This window comes from Ensifer sp. EB106-05-01-XG146 (genome assembly GCF_058791875.1).
Genome location: NZ_JBYTDX010000001.1, coordinates 3,196,559 through 3,213,231, shown reverse-complemented (window position 1 = coordinate 3,213,231; position 16,673 = coordinate 3,196,559). Strand labels below are relative to the sequence as shown.

16 protein-coding genes are annotated in these 16,673 nt (G+C 62.9%); 10 read left to right on the top strand and 6 right to left on the bottom strand.

Translation table 11 applies throughout. The features are described from left to right. Positions 1-391: 391 nt before the first annotated feature. The 6 genes from AC3WVQ_RS15985 (at position 392) to AC3WVQ_RS15960 (ending at position 7,520) form a co-directional block, all read left to right on the top strand. Positions 392-2,701 carry a putative bifunctional diguanylate cyclase/phosphodiesterase gene (locus AC3WVQ_RS15985; RefSeq protein WP_090297941.1) on the top strand — a complete coding sequence of 770 codons (2,310 nt, stop codon included), beginning with the start codon at positions 392-394 and terminating at the stop codon, positions 2,699-2,701. A gap of 232 nt (positions 2,702-2,933) precedes the next feature. Next, on the top strand, positions 2,934-3,707 hold the full coding sequence (locus AC3WVQ_RS15980) for an N-acyl amino acid synthase FeeM domain-containing protein (RefSeq protein ID WP_090297938.1): 774 nt from the start codon (positions 2,934-2,936) through the stop codon (positions 3,705-3,707). 234 nt (positions 3,708-3,941) lie between these two features. Further along, a complete protein-coding gene (locus AC3WVQ_RS15975; protein WP_034786900.1) occupies positions 3,942-4,166 on the top strand; it encodes an aa3-type cytochrome c oxidase subunit IV in 225 nt (74 codons plus the stop codon). A gap of 387 nt (positions 4,167-4,553) precedes the next feature. Further along, positions 4,554-5,699 (top strand): Re/Si-specific NAD(P)(+) transhydrogenase subunit alpha, encoded by a 1,146-nt coding sequence (locus AC3WVQ_RS15970; RefSeq protein ID WP_090298086.1) that lies wholly within the window; start codon positions 4,554-4,556, stop codon positions 5,697-5,699. Further along, the gene (locus AC3WVQ_RS15965; protein ID WP_034786897.1) at positions 5,699-6,109 is read left to right on the top strand and encodes an NAD(P) transhydrogenase subunit alpha part 2; all 411 of its coding nucleotides are present in this window, start codon (positions 5,699-5,701) and stop codon (positions 6,107-6,109) included. Before AC3WVQ_RS15970 ends, AC3WVQ_RS15965 begins: the two co-directional genes overlap by 1 nt. A gap of 10 nt (positions 6,110-6,119) precedes the next feature. Then, positions 6,120-7,520 (top strand): NAD(P)(+) transhydrogenase (Re/Si-specific) subunit beta, encoded by a 1,401-nt coding sequence (locus AC3WVQ_RS15960; protein WP_090298083.1) that lies wholly within the window; start codon positions 6,120-6,122, stop codon positions 7,518-7,520. 112 nt (positions 7,521-7,632) lie between these two features. On the opposite strand, the gene AC3WVQ_RS15955 is transcribed toward AC3WVQ_RS15960, so the two are convergent. From AC3WVQ_RS15955 to rpsU, 3 genes are all read right to left on the bottom strand, one after another. Next, a complete protein-coding gene (locus AC3WVQ_RS15955; RefSeq protein WP_034786890.1) occupies positions 7,633-8,109 on the bottom strand; it encodes a DUF992 domain-containing protein in 477 nt (158 codons plus the stop codon). Positions 8,110-8,244: 135 nt separating this feature from the next. Then, on the bottom strand, positions 8,245-9,132 hold the full coding sequence (locus AC3WVQ_RS15950) for a tetratricopeptide repeat protein (RefSeq protein WP_034786887.1): 888 nt from the start codon (positions 9,130-9,132) through the stop codon (positions 8,245-8,247). 263 nt (positions 9,133-9,395) lie between these two features. After that, entirely contained in the window at positions 9,396-9,608 is a 213-nt protein-coding gene (gene rpsU, locus AC3WVQ_RS15945; RefSeq protein WP_034786884.1) for a 30S ribosomal protein S21, read from the bottom strand. Between the two features lie 324 nt (positions 9,609-9,932). Here rpsU and AC3WVQ_RS15940 point away from each other — a divergent pair, with 324 nt between their 5' ends. The 4 genes from AC3WVQ_RS15940 to soxG are packed head-to-tail and all read left to right on the top strand — an operon-like array spanning position 9,933 to position 15,066. Beyond that, the gene (locus AC3WVQ_RS15940; RefSeq protein WP_090297934.1) at positions 9,933-11,186 is read left to right on the top strand and encodes a sarcosine oxidase subunit beta family protein; all 1,254 of its coding nucleotides are present in this window, start codon (positions 9,933-9,935) and stop codon (positions 11,184-11,186) included. A 10-nt stretch (positions 11,187-11,196) separates the two neighbouring features. Beyond that, complete coding sequence (locus AC3WVQ_RS15935) at positions 11,197-11,532, top strand: sarcosine oxidase subunit delta (protein ID WP_034786877.1); 336 nt, start codon at positions 11,197-11,199, stop codon at positions 11,530-11,532. Then, the gene (locus AC3WVQ_RS15930) at positions 11,529-14,522 is read left to right on the top strand and encodes a sarcosine oxidase subunit alpha (protein WP_492382867.1); all 2,994 of its coding nucleotides are present in this window, start codon (positions 11,529-11,531) and stop codon (positions 14,520-14,522) included. Before AC3WVQ_RS15935 ends, AC3WVQ_RS15930 begins: the two co-directional genes overlap by 4 nt. Then, entirely contained in the window at positions 14,515-15,066 is a 552-nt protein-coding gene (gene soxG, locus AC3WVQ_RS15925) for a sarcosine oxidase subunit gamma family protein (RefSeq protein WP_090297929.1), read from the top strand. The genes AC3WVQ_RS15930 and soxG overlap by 8 nt, the downstream gene beginning before the upstream one ends. A gap of 67 nt (positions 15,067-15,133) precedes the next feature. Here soxG and nudI read toward each other — a convergent pair whose 3' ends face one another. From nudI to AC3WVQ_RS15910, 3 genes are read right to left on the bottom strand one after another with little or no spacing between them, the layout of a single operon-like run. Further along, a complete protein-coding gene (nudI, locus tag AC3WVQ_RS15920; RefSeq protein ID WP_200949884.1) occupies positions 15,134-15,583 on the bottom strand; it encodes a nucleoside triphosphatase NudI in 450 nt (149 codons plus the stop codon). 37 nt (positions 15,584-15,620) lie between these two features. Next, on the bottom strand, positions 15,621-16,160 hold the full coding sequence (locus tag AC3WVQ_RS15915; protein ID WP_090297926.1) for a GNAT family N-acetyltransferase: 540 nt from the start codon (positions 16,158-16,160) through the stop codon (positions 15,621-15,623). Positions 16,161-16,183: 23 nt separating this feature from the next. Next, on the bottom strand, positions 16,184-16,672 hold the full coding sequence (locus AC3WVQ_RS15910) for a MaoC family dehydratase (RefSeq protein WP_034786863.1): 489 nt from the start codon (positions 16,670-16,672) through the stop codon (positions 16,184-16,186). Position 16,673 lies beyond the last annotated feature (1 nt).

Here is a 16,673-nt window from a genome sequence, read left to right as displayed (position 1 = left end):
TCAGTTGCAGATGAAAGTCAACTGAGAAGGTGGTGAGCGCGATCGTCGCGCCGATCCCGGGCAGCGAGACAGGAGGAGCGATCCGAAACGGCAGGAAATCGCAGGTATTTCTTCAAGAACGAGTAACCATCACAGGCGCAAGTTTGGGATCATCTACGGGCGTCGCAGAATTGTCGAAGTTGCGATCAAGCCGTTTCATTGTGTGAATGCCTATGTTTGGTTGTAGAAACCGAGTATTGTCCCGTGCGGTTCGCACTACTGAGTTGAACTCTTGGGCGATGCCGGCGAAGACCCGTGGTTTTGCTGGGATTCGGTACATTTTTCGGGGCGTTAGACGAAATCTTTCGTTAAGTGATCACCCCTAACAATCCGGTAAACCGGAGCTTGGTTCATGATGCGACTTGGACAGAGCGCTCTTCCGACTGACGTGTATCTGTCATCCGTGAGCTCGCTCTACGAACATCGCAAAACGCTGGTGATCGGCATGCTGTCGCATGTCGTGACGTTCCTGCTCGTCTATCTGAAAACCAGTGATCCGCTCTATCTCGCCTGCTCCGGTGTGATCTTCGTCCTCTGGGCGCTGCGCAATCTCGACATGGCGCGGTTCGACCGGCAGGATTTCTCCAATGCTGATCGGGCGATGGTCCGCAAGTGGGAGAACCGCTACATCGTCGGCGGCGTCAGCGTCACGCTCACCTGCGGTATTGCCTGTGGCTACGCCATCGCCATCAGCCAGGACTCCTTTTCCGAGCTCGCCACCATTTCGGTGACGCTTGCGTCGATGATTTCGCTCGTCGGTCGCAATTACGGCTCCGAGCGGGCCGTGCTCCTCTTGTCTTCCTCGGCCTGCCTGCCGATCGTCATCGGCCTGATCACGCTGCAGGACGTGTTCATGCTGGCGCTTGCCGTGCTGATCCTGCCCTTCATCCTGTCCACCTGGATGATGGCCAACAATGTGCGCGCCTTCCTCTATGAAAACGTGATGGCAGCGCGCGAGATCGCCACGATCGCCGGCCAGTTCGACACGGCGCTCAACAACATGACGCATGGGCTGTTCATGCTTGATGCCGATGGCCGGGTGGTCGTCGCCAACGAGCGGGCCTGCGAACTGCTGGCCCTCGGCGACCGCACCGAACTCAAGGGCTGGCTGCTCGATGATGTGATCCGGCGCGGCGCCCGGCGCATGCGGCTCGATCCGGACAAGACCAAGGCCATTTCGCGCCAGCTCGACCTTCTGCTCAAGGGCAAGCGGCCGCAGGTGCTGATCCCCGTCAGCGAAGAGCTGCATCTGGAATTTTCGGCGAGCCGCCGCGATAACGGCGACACGGTGCTGATTTTTGAAGACGTGACCGCGCGCGTCCAGGCGGAAAAGCAGATCCTGCATATGGTGCGGTTCGACAAGCTGACGCAGCTGCCGAGCCGCGACTATTTCGGGGAGCTGGTGCAGGCGACGGTGAGCGCGGACGACACGGCCGAACGGTTGGTCGGGTTGATGGTTCTCGACGTAACGGAATTCAAGCACGTCAATGACATGCGCGGCCATATCGTCGGCGACAGACTGCTTCATGCGATTGCCGGCCGGCTAAGGGTGCTTGCCGGTGACGATGCGATCGTCGCGCGGCTGATGGGCGACGAGTTCGTCGTGTTCATTCCCGATGGCAGTGACGCTATTGCACTCGAAGAGCGGATGCGCGGACTTCATGCCGATCTGCGCGACACTTACGAAGCCGGCGGCTTCACCTTCAGCATGACGATGAGCGCTGGCATCGTCATCGCTTCGAGCCTCGACCTCAAGCTCGAGGACTTGCAGATCAAGGCGGATCTTGCGCTTTCGGAAACAAAGCTGCGCAACCGCGGCGGCTGCACGGCCTTCGAGGCCGAGATGGATGCGCGCTACGTCGATCGCCAGAAGCTGAAGGCGGACCTGCGCGAGGCGATCAACGCCCGCTGCCTGACGCTCTCCTACCAGCCGATGTTCGCCCCGAACGGCGGGCGCGTGGAGTGCTGCGAGGCGTTGGCGCGGTGGACCCATCCGGAACGCGGGCCGGTGCCGCCGAACGTATTCATCCAGCTTGCCGAAGAGCTCGGGCTGGTCACGGAAATCACCCGCTTTGTTCTCGATCAGGCGTGCCGGGACTGCATGAACTGGCCGGGCGACGTATCGGTGTCGGTCAACCTGTCGGTGCTCGACCTTCGCAGCAGCGAAATCGTGGTCATGGTCACGGACGCACTTCGCGGAACCGGTCTCGATGCCGCGCGGCTGCATCTGGAAGTGACGGAAAGCTGCCTGATGGACGAGCCGCTGAAGGTGCAGGCGATCCTGCGCGAACTGCGCGGACTGGGCATCACCATCGCCATCGACGATTTCGGCACCGGCTACTCGAGCCTCAGCTATCTCGATGCCCTGCCGGTCGACATCATCAAGATCGACCGTTCCTTCGTGCGCAACATCCGCGAGGATTCTCGGCGCTTCAAGCTTCTGCGCGGGACCGCCAACCTTGCCCGCGCGCTCGGCCTGCGCATCGTCGTCGAAGGTGTCGAGACGGCGGACCAGCTACAACTTATCAACGAGCACAATTGTGCCGATCTGATACAGGGCTTCGTCTTTGCCGCGCCCATGCCGGCTTCGGCCATTGCTACGCTTTGCAAGAATGGTGTGCCAAAACGAGGCACAAAAACCACCAGCAAGCGCATCGCCTAACCCCTGAAATCTTCTTAAAACTGTCCTGTTTTGCTGCTGGTTTTCCGGTAGCAAGTCATTGATTAGGTGCGCCAAATTGATCCCGCTTTGGTGCGCTTGATTTCAAATCGAGCAAATAAGTTCACGAATTTTTATGGTTAACGAAAAGTTAACGGTGAACTGTTTCGATTTGCGGTTGCCGCCTCATCACCCGTCAATAGGTTAACGATTTGTTAACCATGAGGTGTTGAGTATGGGTGAGAAGGTTCACCAGGCTGAGCCTGGGCGCTTTTCTGAAAAACTGATGCAATTGCTCGATCGCGTCGAATACCGGCGGGTCGAAACCGGCGAGGACATGGAGGACATCGCGCGGCTGCGCTACAAGTCCTACAAGTCCGTCAATCTGATGGAGTTGACCGGCTCGACGCTGATCGACGATCTCGATTTCGACAGTCACGCCTATGTCTTCGGTCTCTATCTCGACGAAGTGCTTGTCAGCACCGTGCGCGTTCATCATGTGACGTCGGATCATCGCGCCAGCACGTCGGGCATGATCTTCGCTCCCGAGATCGACGCGTTCCTCGACGCCGGCATGGTGCTGGTCGATCCCGGCCGGTTGGCGGTCGATCCTGACGTGATCGGCGACGAGATGCGGGCGCTTCCCTATCTGACGCTGCGACCGGTCGCGATGGCGTGCGAGTATTTCGCTGCCGACCGCTGCCTGACGGCCTGCCGTCCGCGACACGCGGCTTTCTACAAACGCATCTTTGCGTCGGAGACGGTTGTCGCCAAGCGCGAGAACCTCGGTGTCTACAATGCCGACGGCGCGCTTCTGGTGGCACAGGTGCGGGGGCAGCGGCCGTCGATCCTCGACCGCTACCCGGTCTTCGATTCCGAACCGTTCGAACGCCGCATGATGTTTGCCGACCGCAGCGAGGTGCCGTTTGCGCCGCTGACGATCCTGCCGACCGCGCGCATGGCGCAGACCGGCTACGGCCGCTCCTACCGGACGTCCGTCTTCCGGTAAGCGGCCTCGATTGCGAATGCGAATTCGGGGCGCGTCGAGGCGCGCCGCACCTTGCTGTGTGGCGTGACATTTCGCCCCATCAGGTATGGCTAAAGAACGGGTTTTCGTTGCGCCAGCCGTGCGCATTGTGTAAGGGCAGCTATAAGGGTTTCGCGGCTTTTCGCGAGACCGTGCTTCGATAGGGCGGCGATGACCCCAAGGTGGCGCCGCGGCATTCAGGGAGAATTTTGAACGATGGCTGAGCATCATTCTGGACCGGTCGATGTGGGCGCTCCGATGGACTATCCGGAACACGAGAAGACCTACCTCATGTTCCTGAGTGCCTCGAAGTACGGCACGCTTTTCTGCGTCGCCCTGCTGATCGCGATGGCTGCCGGCTTCTTCACGACGATGGGCCTGATCTCCTCGATCGTGCTTTTCATTCTGATCAACGTCGCCGGTTTCTTCTTCCTTCGCTAATCGGCGCGACCAAACCGACCGTTGAGGGAGCGCAGACCGTGCTTCCTCGGCGACCGGGCGTTTGCCCGGAAGAAGTTGCATGTCGCCGGCTGGAGGTGCCGACGCATATGGCTTGAGGCCCGGATGCCCGTCGGAGGGCAGGGGCGGATAATCCTCACCCGAGTGAGGGAGGAGTGGACAGCAGGCCCGCAGAGCCCGGTTGCGGCTCGATGCCGGTGGATCGCCAAAGGTCCCGCATCCAGGCGATGGCTTGCTCCAGACGATTGCGCCGGGCACAGGTGTGCCGCGCACATGAGGGCGTGTCGGCCCGGTAGGCCACCCGCTTTGCAGTCGGAGAGAATGCCCGCATTCCGGCCCTGGCTCGATTGCGGCCAGGAGGGGGGACTTGTGAGCGAGATCGTCTTCGTCGCCAAGGAAACGGATCCGAACGAGGGTCGCGTTGCCGCATCACCGGATACTGTGAAGAAACTGAAAGGTCTCGGCTTCGACGTCGTCGTCGAGGCGGGCGCCGGGTTTCTGTCGCGCATTCCGGATGCCGAGTTCGAAAAGTCCGGCGCCCGGATCGGCACGACGGCAGACGCCAGGGCGGCGGATGTCGTGCTCAAGGTCCGTCGGCCGACGAGTGTCGAGATTGCCGGCTACAGGTCCGGCGCCATCGTCATCGCCATCATGGATCCCTACGGCAACGAGGCGGCGATCGCCGAGATGGCGAATGCCGGATTGACCGCTTTTGCGATGGAGCTGATGCCGCGCATCACGCGCGCGCAGTCGATGGACGTGCTGTCCAGCCAGGCCAACCTCGCCGGCTATCAGGCGGTCATCGACGCGGCCTACGAATATGACCGGGCGCTGCCGATGATGATGACGGCGGCCGGCACGGTTCCTGCCGCCAAGGTCTTCGTCATGGGCGCCGGCGTTGCCGGTCTGCAGGCGATCGCGACGGCCCGCCGTCTCGGGGCCGTGGTCTCGGCAACCGACGTGCGTCCCGCCGCCAAGGAGCAGGTCGCCTCGCTCGGGGCCAAGTTCATCGCCGTCGAGGACGACGAGTTCAAGGCGGCTGAGACCGCCGGCGGCTACGCCAAGGAAATGTCCAAGGACTATCAGGCCAAGCAGGCAGCACTTGTCGCCGAGCATATCGCCAAGCAGGACATCGTTATTACCACGGCGCTTATCCCCGGCCGCCCGGCGCCGCGGCTCGTTACCCGCGAGATGCTGAAGAGCATGAAGCCCGGTTCGATCGCGGTCGACCTTGCGGTCGAGCGCGGCGGCAACGTCGAGGGGGCAGAGGCCGGCAAGGTCGCCGAGGTCGAAGGCGTCAAGGTTATCGGCCATCTCAATGTGCCGGGCCGCATCGCCGCTTCCGCCTCCGGGCTTTATGCCAAGAACCTCGTCACCTTCCTGGAGACGATGGTCTCCAAGGAGACCAAGGCGCTCGCGCTCAACATGGAAGACGAGCTCGTCAAGGCGACGGCGCTCACCCATGGCGGTCAGGTCGTGCATCCGAACTTCGGCGCCAGCAAGGGGGACAAGTGATGGCGAATGAACTTCTCGACAAGGCGCTCGCCGATCTCGACCGGGCGGTAGAAGCGGTCCGCACCGCGGCCGAATACGTGCCGGATGCGGCCGGTGCCGTCGCCCATGGCGCCACCGGCGGTGCGATCGACCCCTTCGTCTTTCGCCTGGCGATCTTCGTGCTGGCGATCTTCGTCGGCTACTACGTCGTCTGGTCGGTGACGCCGGCGCTGCACACGCCGCTGATGGCGGTCACCAACGCGATCTCCTCGGTCATCGTCGTCGGCGCCCTGCTGGCGGTCGGCATTTCCGCCTCGGGCCTTGCGACCGGCTTCGGCTTCATCGCGCTGGTGCTCGCCTCCGTCAACATCTTCGGCGGCTTCCTCGTCACCCAGCGCATGCTCGCCATGTACAAGAAAAAAGACAAGTGAGGCCGGCCTGATGAACGCCAACTTCGCAGCCTTCCTCTACCTCGTCTCGGGCGTCCTGTTCATCATGGCGCTGCGCGGCCTCTCGCATCCGACCACCAGCCGCAAGGGCAATACCTACGGCATGGTCGGCATGGGCATTGCCATCGTCACGACGCTGCTGCTTGCCAAGCCGAGCTTCGGTGGCCTGATGCTGATCGTGCTTGGCCTTGCCATCGGCGGCGGCGTCGGTGCCGTGATCGCCCGTCGCATTGCCATGACGTCGATGCCGCAGCTGGTCGCCGCCTTCCACTCGCTGGTCGGTCTTGCCGCCGTCATGGTGGCGGCTGCCGCCATGTATGCGCCGGAAAGCTTCGGCATCGGTACGATCGGTGACATCCACGCGCAGGCGCTGGTCGAAATGTCGCTCGGCGTCGCCATCGGCGCGATCACCTTTACCGGCTCGGTCATCGCCTTCCTAAAGCTCGACGGTCGCATGTCCGGCAAACCGATCATGCTTTCGGGTCGCCATGCGATCAATGCCGGCCTGGCCGCCGCGCTCGTCGTGCTGGTGATCATGCTGGTCCTGACCCAGAGCACGACGGTGTTCTGGCTGATCGTCGTACTGTCGCTGGCGCTCGGCGTGCTGATCATCATTCCGATCGGCGGCGCCGACATGCCGGTGGTGGTCTCGATGCTCAACTCCTATTCGGGCTGGGCCGCGGCCGGTATCGGTTTCACGCTCGGTAACCTGGCGCTGATCATTACCGGGGCGCTCGTCGGTTCGTCCGGTGCGATCCTCTCCTACATCATGTGCAAGGGCATGAACCGCTCGTTCATCTCGGTCATCCTCGGCGGCTTCGGCGGTGAGACAGCAGCGGCCGCAGGCGAGGACGGTGTCCAGCGCACGGTCAAGCAGGGCTCGGCCGATGACGCGGCCTTCCTGATGGCGAACGCCTCCAAGGTGATCATCGTGCCCGGCTACGGCATGGCGGTCGCCCAGGCACAGCATGCGCTGCGCGAAATGGCCGATCAGCTGAAGGCGGCCGGCGTCGAGGTCAAATATGCGATCCATCCGGTCGCGGGCCGCATGCCCGGCCATATGAACGTTCTGCTGGCTGAAGCAAACGTTCCCTATGACGAAGTGTTCGAGCTCGAGGATATCAATTCCGAGTTCGCGCAGGCCGATGTCGCCTATGTCATCGGCGCCAACGACGTCACCAACCCGGCGGCGCGCGACGACAAGTCCTCGCCGATCTACGGCATGCCGATCCTCGACGTCGACAAGGCCAAGACCTGCCTGTTCGTCAAGCGTTCGCTCGGCTCCGGCTATGCCGGCATCGACAACACGCTGTTCTACAAGGACGGCACGATGATGCTGCTCGGCGACGCCAAGAAGGTGACGGAAGACATCGTCAAGGCGCTGCACGCCTGAGGGCTGCTCGCATCGACCGATAAAGAAACGCCCGCCTTTCGGCGGGCGTTTTGCGTTGAAGGACATGCGCGCGCCGTATGCGGCGATGTGTCGAGCTTTAGTCCAGGTCGACTTAGCCAGCCGGTGCCAGTGTCAGCTCGTCAATGCCGACGGCGAGGTTCAGGCCTTCCTGCACCTGGACATTGACCGGCTGTAGCATAAACGCCTTGTTGGTGCCGCCGCCGATCACCTTGGCGCCACCGCCGACGGCGAGACTCGCATCGGCGCCGACGCCGTAATACTCACCGGCAAGCGCGAATTCGCTGATCGGTGTGCCTGTCTTGGCAAGCACGTCCCAGATCATCGTGCTCTTTCCCGTCTTGCCGATGTCGATGCCGATCTTGCGGATCGTGCCGGCATAGACGGCCTTCGGTGCGCCATTGGTGGGCGTGAAGGTGCACATCAGGTTCTTGGTTGAGGTCAGGATCATGCCAGTGCCGCCTTCCGAACCACAAACGAGGCGGCCAAGGGCGACATAGTTTTGCGCGGCGGCCGGGCCCGTGGCAAGCGCGGCGAGCGCCAGCGCAGTGACGAGGGTTCGTTTGATCATGGCTAGTCTCCGTTCTTGATGCTTCAAGCAAACGGATGGCGGGCAGGAAGGTTCCGCTGTGCAGGGGGCAATGCCTGCAAACGAAAACGCCCGCGATGCGGTCGCGGGCGTTTCGAAATGCGTGATCGGGTTGGCTCAGGATGCCTTGACGCGGGCAAGGCCTGCGCGGGCCGGCTCGTATTTCGGGTCGAGCTGCAGCGCGTGCGAATAGGATTTCGACGCTTTGGCCTTGTCGCCCTTGCGCTCGTAGATCAGCGCCTGGTTGGCCCAGGATTCGGCGACCTTGCCGTTCAGGTTGATCGCGGTGTTAAAGTCGGAGAAGGCGTTGTCGTCGTCGCCTTGCGCGACATAGGAGATGCCGCGGCCGTTATAGGGTTCCGGCGAGCTCGGCGACAGCGAGATCGCGGTCGAGAAGTCTTCGATCGCCTGACCGTGCTGGTTGCGTGCCTGGTAGATCAGGCCGCGATTGTGATAGGCGCGCGGATCGGTGGTATCGAGCTGGATGGCCTTGTTGAAATCGTTGAAGGCGGAATCGAGCTGGCCGGCCTGGCGATAGAGATTGCCGCGGCCGATATAAGCGACGTCGTAGTTGGCGTTGAGCTGCAGGGCCGTGTTGTAGTCGGCAAGCGCTGCCTGGGTATTGCCCATGTTGCGATGAACGAGCGCCCGGTTGGCATAGGCCTGGTAGAAGCGCGGGTTCAGCTTGATCGCCTGGTCGAAATCGGCAATCGCGCGGCGGTATTCGCCGGCGCGGCCGTAAGCCGAGCCGCGGACATTGTAGCCTTCCGGATCGCTCGGGTTGGAGGCGATGACGCTCGAAAGCGAGGCGATGTTTTCCTGCGAGCCCTGTTCGCGCTCGACCTTGTTGGTGACGGAGTCCGGACCGTCGGTCGTGCAGCCGGCGATGAGGAGGGCCGAGCCGAGAAGCAGCATGGCGGCAAGCCTCGGCTTGCGCTGGTGGCGGCGAGACGCCTCATGGACATTAAAACCGGAGACGTCCGCAGTCATGGCAGCAAGTGTCAAAGGTTGATCCCTCAAATCGACAAGGTCTCGAAAGCCATCGGCTTTCCGTTTCTGGAGCCGCTGAACTCCCCGCGGGCTCCTCAAGCCGGGCCAAAGTCGGCCTTGGCAGACCACCGGTCCAAACACTCCGGTCGGTCGTCCGTCGGTGGCAGCGTCGAGCACGCTAGCCTGTCGGCGGAAAAGATGTCCATACCAAAAAAAGGCGGTGGCGATATTTCGCCCCCGCCACGACTTACATCGAATAGCGTCGAAAAAACGACAAATCAGCGAGCCAGGAGGCCTTCGCGCTGTGCACGCTTGCGTGCCAGCTTGCGGACGCGGCGAACGGCTTCAGCCTTTTCGCGAGCGCGCTTCTGGGACGGCTTCTCGTAGTAGTCACGCATCTTCATTTCGCGGAAAATGCCTTCGCGCTGCATCTTCTTCTTGAGAGCGCGGAGCGCCTGATCGACATTGTTATCGCGGACTAGTACCTGCACGTGAATCCCGTTCCTTGGTTCGTGTTGTTTGCTGCTCCGTCAGGTGCGGAGGCAAAAGAGTGACATTCGCTAAGCTGGAAGCTTTACGATTAGATGAGCGGATACCAGATCATCAGGCGAAAGTCCAGCGACGACATGAGGCGGCGCTGAAAAAAACCTGAGATACGAGTGTCGCGCGACTTATCCCGCGCCGCTTAACCGATCCATAGTCATGTCGCAACTGCGCGCAAGTCCACGCAAATGCGTCGCAAAAGAAACGTTGCGCAGGTCTCGGATTTGCGATTTCTAACTCCAACGAGAATGATCACCGGGAGTAACGGGCCGATGCGCAAATATTCAGTTTTCGCCGTGGCGCGCGAGGCGCTGCGCGGCCACAAGGGATGGGGCCCGCACTGGGCATCGCCGGAGCCACGCAAGGAGTATGACGCCATCATCATCGGCGGCGGCGGCCATGGCTTGGGAGCAGCCTATTACCTTGCCAAGGAGCACGGCATCTCAAATGTCGCGGTGCTCGAAAAGGGATGGATCGGCGGCGGCAATACCGGCCGCAACACGACGATCATCCGGTCCAACTATCTCTATGAAGAGAGCATGGACATCTACGAGCATTCGCTGAAGCTCTGGGAAAACCTCTCGCAGGATCTGAACTACAACGTCATGTATTCGCCCCGCGGCGTGATGATGCTGTCGCACAACATCCATGACCAGCAGTCGTTCAAGCGCCACATCAATGCCAACCGTCTCTACGGCATCGACAACGAGTGGCTGACGCCGGAGCAGGCCAAGGCCTATTGCCCGCCGCTCGATATCGCCAAGACTGCGCGCTACCCGATCAACGGGGCGGCCCTGCAGCGCCGTGGCGGCACGGCCCGCCACGATGCGGTTGCCTGGGGCTATGCGCGTGCGGCCTCCGACCGCGGCGTGCACATCATCCAGAACTGCGAAGTGACCGGCATCCGCCGCGACGAGACCGGCCGGGTCGTCGGGGTCGACACCAATCGCGGCTATATCGGCGCCAAGAAGGTCGGCATTTCCGCCGCCGGCCACACCTCGGTGCTAATGCAGATGGCCGATGTGCGCGTGCCGCTGCAGAGCCAGCCGCTGCAGGCGCTGGTCTCCGAACCGCTGAAGCCGATCTTCCCCTGCGTCGTCATGTCGAACTCGGTGCATGCCTATATCTCGCAGTCCGACAAGGGCGAGTTCGTCATCGGCGCCGGCACCGACCAGTACAATTCCTATTCGCAGACCGGCGGCCTGCAGATCATCACGCACACGCTGGACGCCATCTGCGAGCTCTTCCCGATGTTCCGCCGTGTCAAGATGATGCGGCAGTGGGGCGGCATCGTCGACGTCACCCAGGACCGCTCGCCGATCCAGGGCGTCACGCCGGTTCCGGGCCTCTACCTGAACGCCGGCTGGGGTACGGGCGGCTTCAAGGCGACGCCGGGCTCGGCCCATCTCTTCGCCCATCTGATCGCCAAGGGCGAGCCGCATCGTCTCGCCGCAGGGCTGACGCTGGAGCGCTTCCGCACCGGCCGGCTCATCGACGAAGCGGCTGCCGCCGCCGTTGCGCACTGAGGATTTCGAGATGCTTCTGATCTACTGCCCCTATTGCGAGGAAGAGCGTTCCGAGCTCGAGTTCCGCGGTGCCGGCGACGCCCATATCGCCCGCCCGGAAAACATCGCCGACATCACCGACGAACAGTTCGAGGAATATTTCTTCCTGCGTCAGAACCCCAAGGGTCTGATCTTCGAACGCTGGCGCCACATCCATGGCTGCGGCCGATTCTTCAACGCCGCCCGCGACACGGTCAGCGACCGTTTCTACACCACCTACAAGGCTGGCGAACCGAAACCTGACATCGCCACCATTCTTCAAAGCGAGCAGGACAAGAACGGCCAGGATAAGGGAGCCGCGAAATGATGGGCGCCAATCGCATTCCAGGCGTCGGCCGCCTGACCCCCGCCCGCACCGCGCGCTTCACCTTCGACGGCCGCACGCTGACGGCGCTCGAAGGCGACACGGTCGCTTCGGCGCTGCTTGCCAACGGCATCCATCTCGTCGGCCGCTCGTTCAAGTACCACCGTCCGCGCGGCATTCTTTCGGCCGGTGCCGAGGAGCCGAACGCGCTGCTTGACGTCTCGCGGGATGCCGCCCGGCGCCAGCCGAACGTGCGCGCCACGGTGCAGGAAGTCTTCGACGGCATGAAGGTGGAATCGCAGAACCGCTGGCCGTCGCTCGCCTTCGACATCGGCGGTCTCAATGACCTGATGTCACCGTTCTTCGCCGCCGGCTTCTACTACAAGACCTTCATGTGGCCGAAGGCCGCCTGGCACGCGATCTACGAACCCTTCATCCGCCGTGCTGCCGGCCTCGGCGTTACGCCGACGGAAGCCGATCCGGATCACTATGCCAGCCGCTACGCGCATTGCGATGTGCTTGTCATCGGTGCGGGTGTTGCCGGTCTATCCGCAGCACTTGCCGCTGCCAAGGCCGGCGCCAAGGTGATCATCTGCGACGAGCAGCCGGAAGTCGGTGGTGCGCTTCGCTACGAGAGCGGCACGACCATCGACGGCAAGGATGGCTGGGACTGGGCGCAGGAGGCCGCCAAGACGCTTGCCTCCATGGACAACGTCACGGTGCTCACCCGCACCACCGGCTTCGGCTACTACAACCACAATTTCGTCGGCCTCGTCGAGCGCGTGACCGATCATCTGGCGGCCCTCGACAAGTCGCTGCCGCGCGAGCGACTTTGGCAGGTGCGCGCCAAGAAGGTGATCCTCGCCAACGGCCAGATCGAGCGGCACATGGTGTTCGCCAACAACGACCGCCCGGGCATCATGCTCGCTTCGGCCGGCCGCACCTATCTCAATCACTTCGGCGTCGCAGTCGGCTCCAAGGTTGGCGTCTACACGGCGCATGACTCGGCCTATGAGGCGGCCTTCGACCTGAAGCGGGCCGGTGTTTCGGTTCCTGTTATCGTCGACTGCCGCGAAAATCCGGGCGAGGCGGTGCTGGCGGAAGCGCGCAAGCTCGGCATCGAGGTGCTGACCGGGCATTCGGTGATCAAGGCCGGTGGCAAGCTCCGCGTCAACTCGATCAGTGTCGCCCGCAATGGCGGCGGCTCGGCCCGCAAGTTCGCCGTCGACGCGCTTTTGGTCTCGGCCGGCTGGACACCGTCGGTGCACCTGTTCTCGCAGTCGCGCGGCAAGGTGAAGTTCGATGCGGCGACGCAGCGCTTCCTGCCAGGCACGTACCTGCAGGATTGCCTGTCGATCGGCGCCTGCAACGGCACCGACGACCTGCAGGCAACCATCGACGAGGCGCTTGCGGCCGGCGAACTGACCGCGCGTGCGGCCGGTACAGAGGGCGGTGCGCAGGTGACGCTTTCGGGCGAAAACCGCTACGGCTGGACCGGCGGCATGATCGGCGCTGCAGAAGGCGCCGGGCCGGACACCACGGTCAAGGCCTTCATCGACTTCCAGCACGACGTCTGCGCCAAGGACATTCGTCTGGCGGTGCGCGAAGGCATGCACTCGATCGAGCACATCAAGCGCTTCACCACCAACGGCATGGCGTCCGACCAGGGCAAGCTTTCCAACATGCATGGTCTGGCGATCGCCGCCGAAGCGCTTGGCAAGGACATTCCGCAGGTGGGTCTGACGACCTTCCGCCAGCCCTACACGCCGGTGACCTTCGGAGCGATCGTCAACCACTCGCGTGGTGCCCTGTTCGACCCCGCGCGCAAGACGCCGATCCATGCCTGGGAGGAGGCGCATGGCGCCGAGTTCGAGGATGTCGGCAACTGGAAGCGTGCCTGGTTCTACCCGCGCTCCGGCGAAGACATGCATGAGGCGGTCGCGCGCGAGTGCAAGACGGTGCGCAACGTGGCTGGTGTCTTCGACGCCTCGACGCTCGGCAAGATCGAGGTTGTTGGCCCGGATGCGGCGCAGTTCCTCAATCTCATGTACACCAACGCCTGGGACAACCTGAAGCCCGGCCGCTGCCGCTACGGCATCATGCTGCGCGACGACGGCTTCGTCTATGACGACGGCGTGGTCGGTCGCCTGGCGGAGGATCGCTTCCACGTGACGACGACGACCGGCGGTGCGCCGCGCGTCATGAACCACATGGAAGATTATCTGCAGACCGAGTTCCCGCACCTGAAGGTGTGGCTGACCTCGACGACGGAACAGTGGGCCGTCATCGCCGTGCAAGGACCGAAGGCGCGCGAGATCATCGCGCCGCTCGTCGAGGGCATCGACCTCTCCAACGAGGCCTTCCCGCACATGAGCGTCGCCGAGGGCAGGATCTGCGGCGTGCCGACACGGCTCTTCCGCATGTCGTTCACCGGCGAGCTGGGCTTCGAAGTCAACGTGCCGGCAGACTATGGCCAGGCGGTATGGGAAGCGATCTGGGCACGGGCCGAGCCGATGGGCGCCTGCGCCTATGGCACGGAAACCATGCACGTGCTGCGCGCCGAGAAGGGCTATATCATCGTCGGCCAGGACACCGACGGGACCCTGACGCCGGACGATGCCGGTCTTTCCTGGGCCGTCTCGAAGAAGAAGCCCGACTTCGTCGGTATCCGCGGCCTGAAACGCCCGGATCTCGTCAAGGATGGCCGCAAGCAGCTTGTCGGTCTTCTCACCAAGGATCCGAAGGTGGTGCTGGAGGAAGGCGCGCAGATCGTCGCCGACCCGAACCAGCCGAAGCCGATGACCATGCTCGGTCACGTGACGTCGTCCTACTGGTCGGCAAACTGCGGTCGCTCGATTGCGCTGGCCATGGTGGCCGGTGGCCGCGAGCGCCTCGGCCAGACGCTCTACGTGCCGATGACCGATCGCACCATTGCCGTCGAAGTGAGCGACATGGTGTTCTTTGACAAGGAAGGGGGCCGCCTCCATGGCTGACCAGGTTACTGCAAGCCGCAAGGCGGCACTCACCGCGCGCGGGGGCTCGGCCGAGGCGATCCTGACGCCTGCGCCGGCAGCAACGCGCATTTCGCTGCGCGCCGGCGCCGACGCACTGCCGGCCCTTTCGGCCGCACTTGGCGTGACGCTGCCGACCCGGCCGAAGACCTCGGCTTCTTCCGGCCCGCGCCATGCGCTGTGGATCGGCCCGGACGAGTGGCTGGTCATCGATGAGAGCCAAGCCGACCTGATGGCGGCAGCGGCCTCAAGCGGCACGCTGCATTCGGCGGTCGACATTTCGCATCGCAACGTCGCCGTCATTGTCAGCGGTCCGGGCGCCGACGTGGCTATCAACAGCGGCTGCCCGCAGGATCTGTCGCTGGCGATCTTCCCGGTAGGTGGCTGCTCGCGCACGATCCTCGGCAAGGCGGAGATCATCCTCTTCCGCACAGCTGAGGATCAGTTCCGGGTCGAGTGCTGGCGGTCGTTCTCGCCCTTCGTCTTCGGACTGCTTTCCGAGGGCGCTGCTGACGCCGGCCACTAAATGAAAAAGCCGGGAGGTGCGAGCAAGCACCTCCCGGCATTCGAAGACTGTTTGAAACAGCTCGCTCTCATTGCCGAGCGAGCAAGATGCCTTTTTCGAGGAGCGTGCGCTTCGTCGCGTCGTTCAGGTCGTAATCCTGAAGGTGCTCGGGTTCGACCCAGGCATGTTCGACGAACTCGTCGTTGAGGCTGACCTCGCGATTTTCGGCCTCACAGTCAAAGATCAGATAGATCATATGAAGCTGCTCGGTTGAGCCGTCGGCATAGGACTTTGTCCGGATGTCGTCCCGGAAGGTCCAGGGCTTGATCGTTCCGATCTCCAGACGGTCTCCGAGCTCTTCCCGGATTTCACGGCGCAAGCCCTCATCGAGACGTTCGCCCGGCTCGAGGCCGCCACCCGAAAGCGCCCATTGCCCGGGAAACACGCCGCGATCGGGCGGCATCTTGCAGAGCAAGTAGGCGCCCCTGTTCTGAATGAGCGGGCAGACGATGATACGCTGGCGCAATGACTTCTCCATTTACTGATCTTGCGACCACGACAGCCGCCTTGCTTTTTTACGCGAAGCGCAAGTACCAGAAGAGCGCAATCTCGTGCGTTCCCGGCGTCAATGCCGAATAGAGGTGTCGGTCGTGGCCGGCGAGCTCGAAGCCGTAGCGCTCGTAAAAGCGGCAGGCGGCGACATTGTTCGATTGGGTCTCAAGCCTGATCCCCGGCAGGCCCCGTTCCCGCGCCCAGGACACTGCCCTGTCCATGAGAGCTCGCGCGACGCCGGCGCGGCGCGCGTCCTTGTCGACGGCGATATCGTCCACCTCGGCATAGCCGTTCCACGCCTTCGAGAGTGCAATGTAACCGGCGAGCCGGCCGTCGAGACGCGCTGTGAAGAGGGCGGCATCCGGCCCAGCCGCGGTCTCCACAAGCTCGTCCGGGTCGGATCCATAGGTCTTGATGTAGCTCTCGACCAGAGCGACGTCGCCGAGATCGGGGCCGATGAAGGGCGGCCGTGCCTCGGACGTAACCTCGAAGGAAAAGTCGCAGCCGGCAAAGTCGCTGACGAAACGCCCGTCGGCCGGCTCGACGATGACTGCTACTGTCATGGGATCTGCCTGCTCAAACCGCCTCAGGCATCGGCGGGGCGATCCTTGGGATCGAACTGGATGATCGTCTGCCAGGTTGCCGTCAGCGCCGGCTTGCGCTCGCCTTCGATCTCGACGCTGACGTCGTAGGTGATCATCAGCATGCTGGCGCCGCGGAAGCGGGCATCGGCCATGGTGAAGTGGCCGCGCACCTTGGCGCCGCTCTTCACCGGCGCGATGAAGCGCACTTTCTCGAAGCCGTAATTGATGCCCATGGTCTGTTCGCGGATTTTCGGCAGGCAATTGTAGTTCATCGCGGAGAGCAACGAGAGCGACAGGAAGCCATGCGCGATCGTGCCGCCGAAGGGCGTTTCGGCAGCGGCCCGCACCGGGTCGACGTGAATATACTGATAGTCGCTGGTTGCCTCGGCGAATTTGTCGATTGTTTCCTGCGTGACCGTGATCCAGTCGGAAACGCCGACCTCCTTGCCGACCAGCACCTTGATCTCAGAAAGTGAAATGTCGTGCAGCATG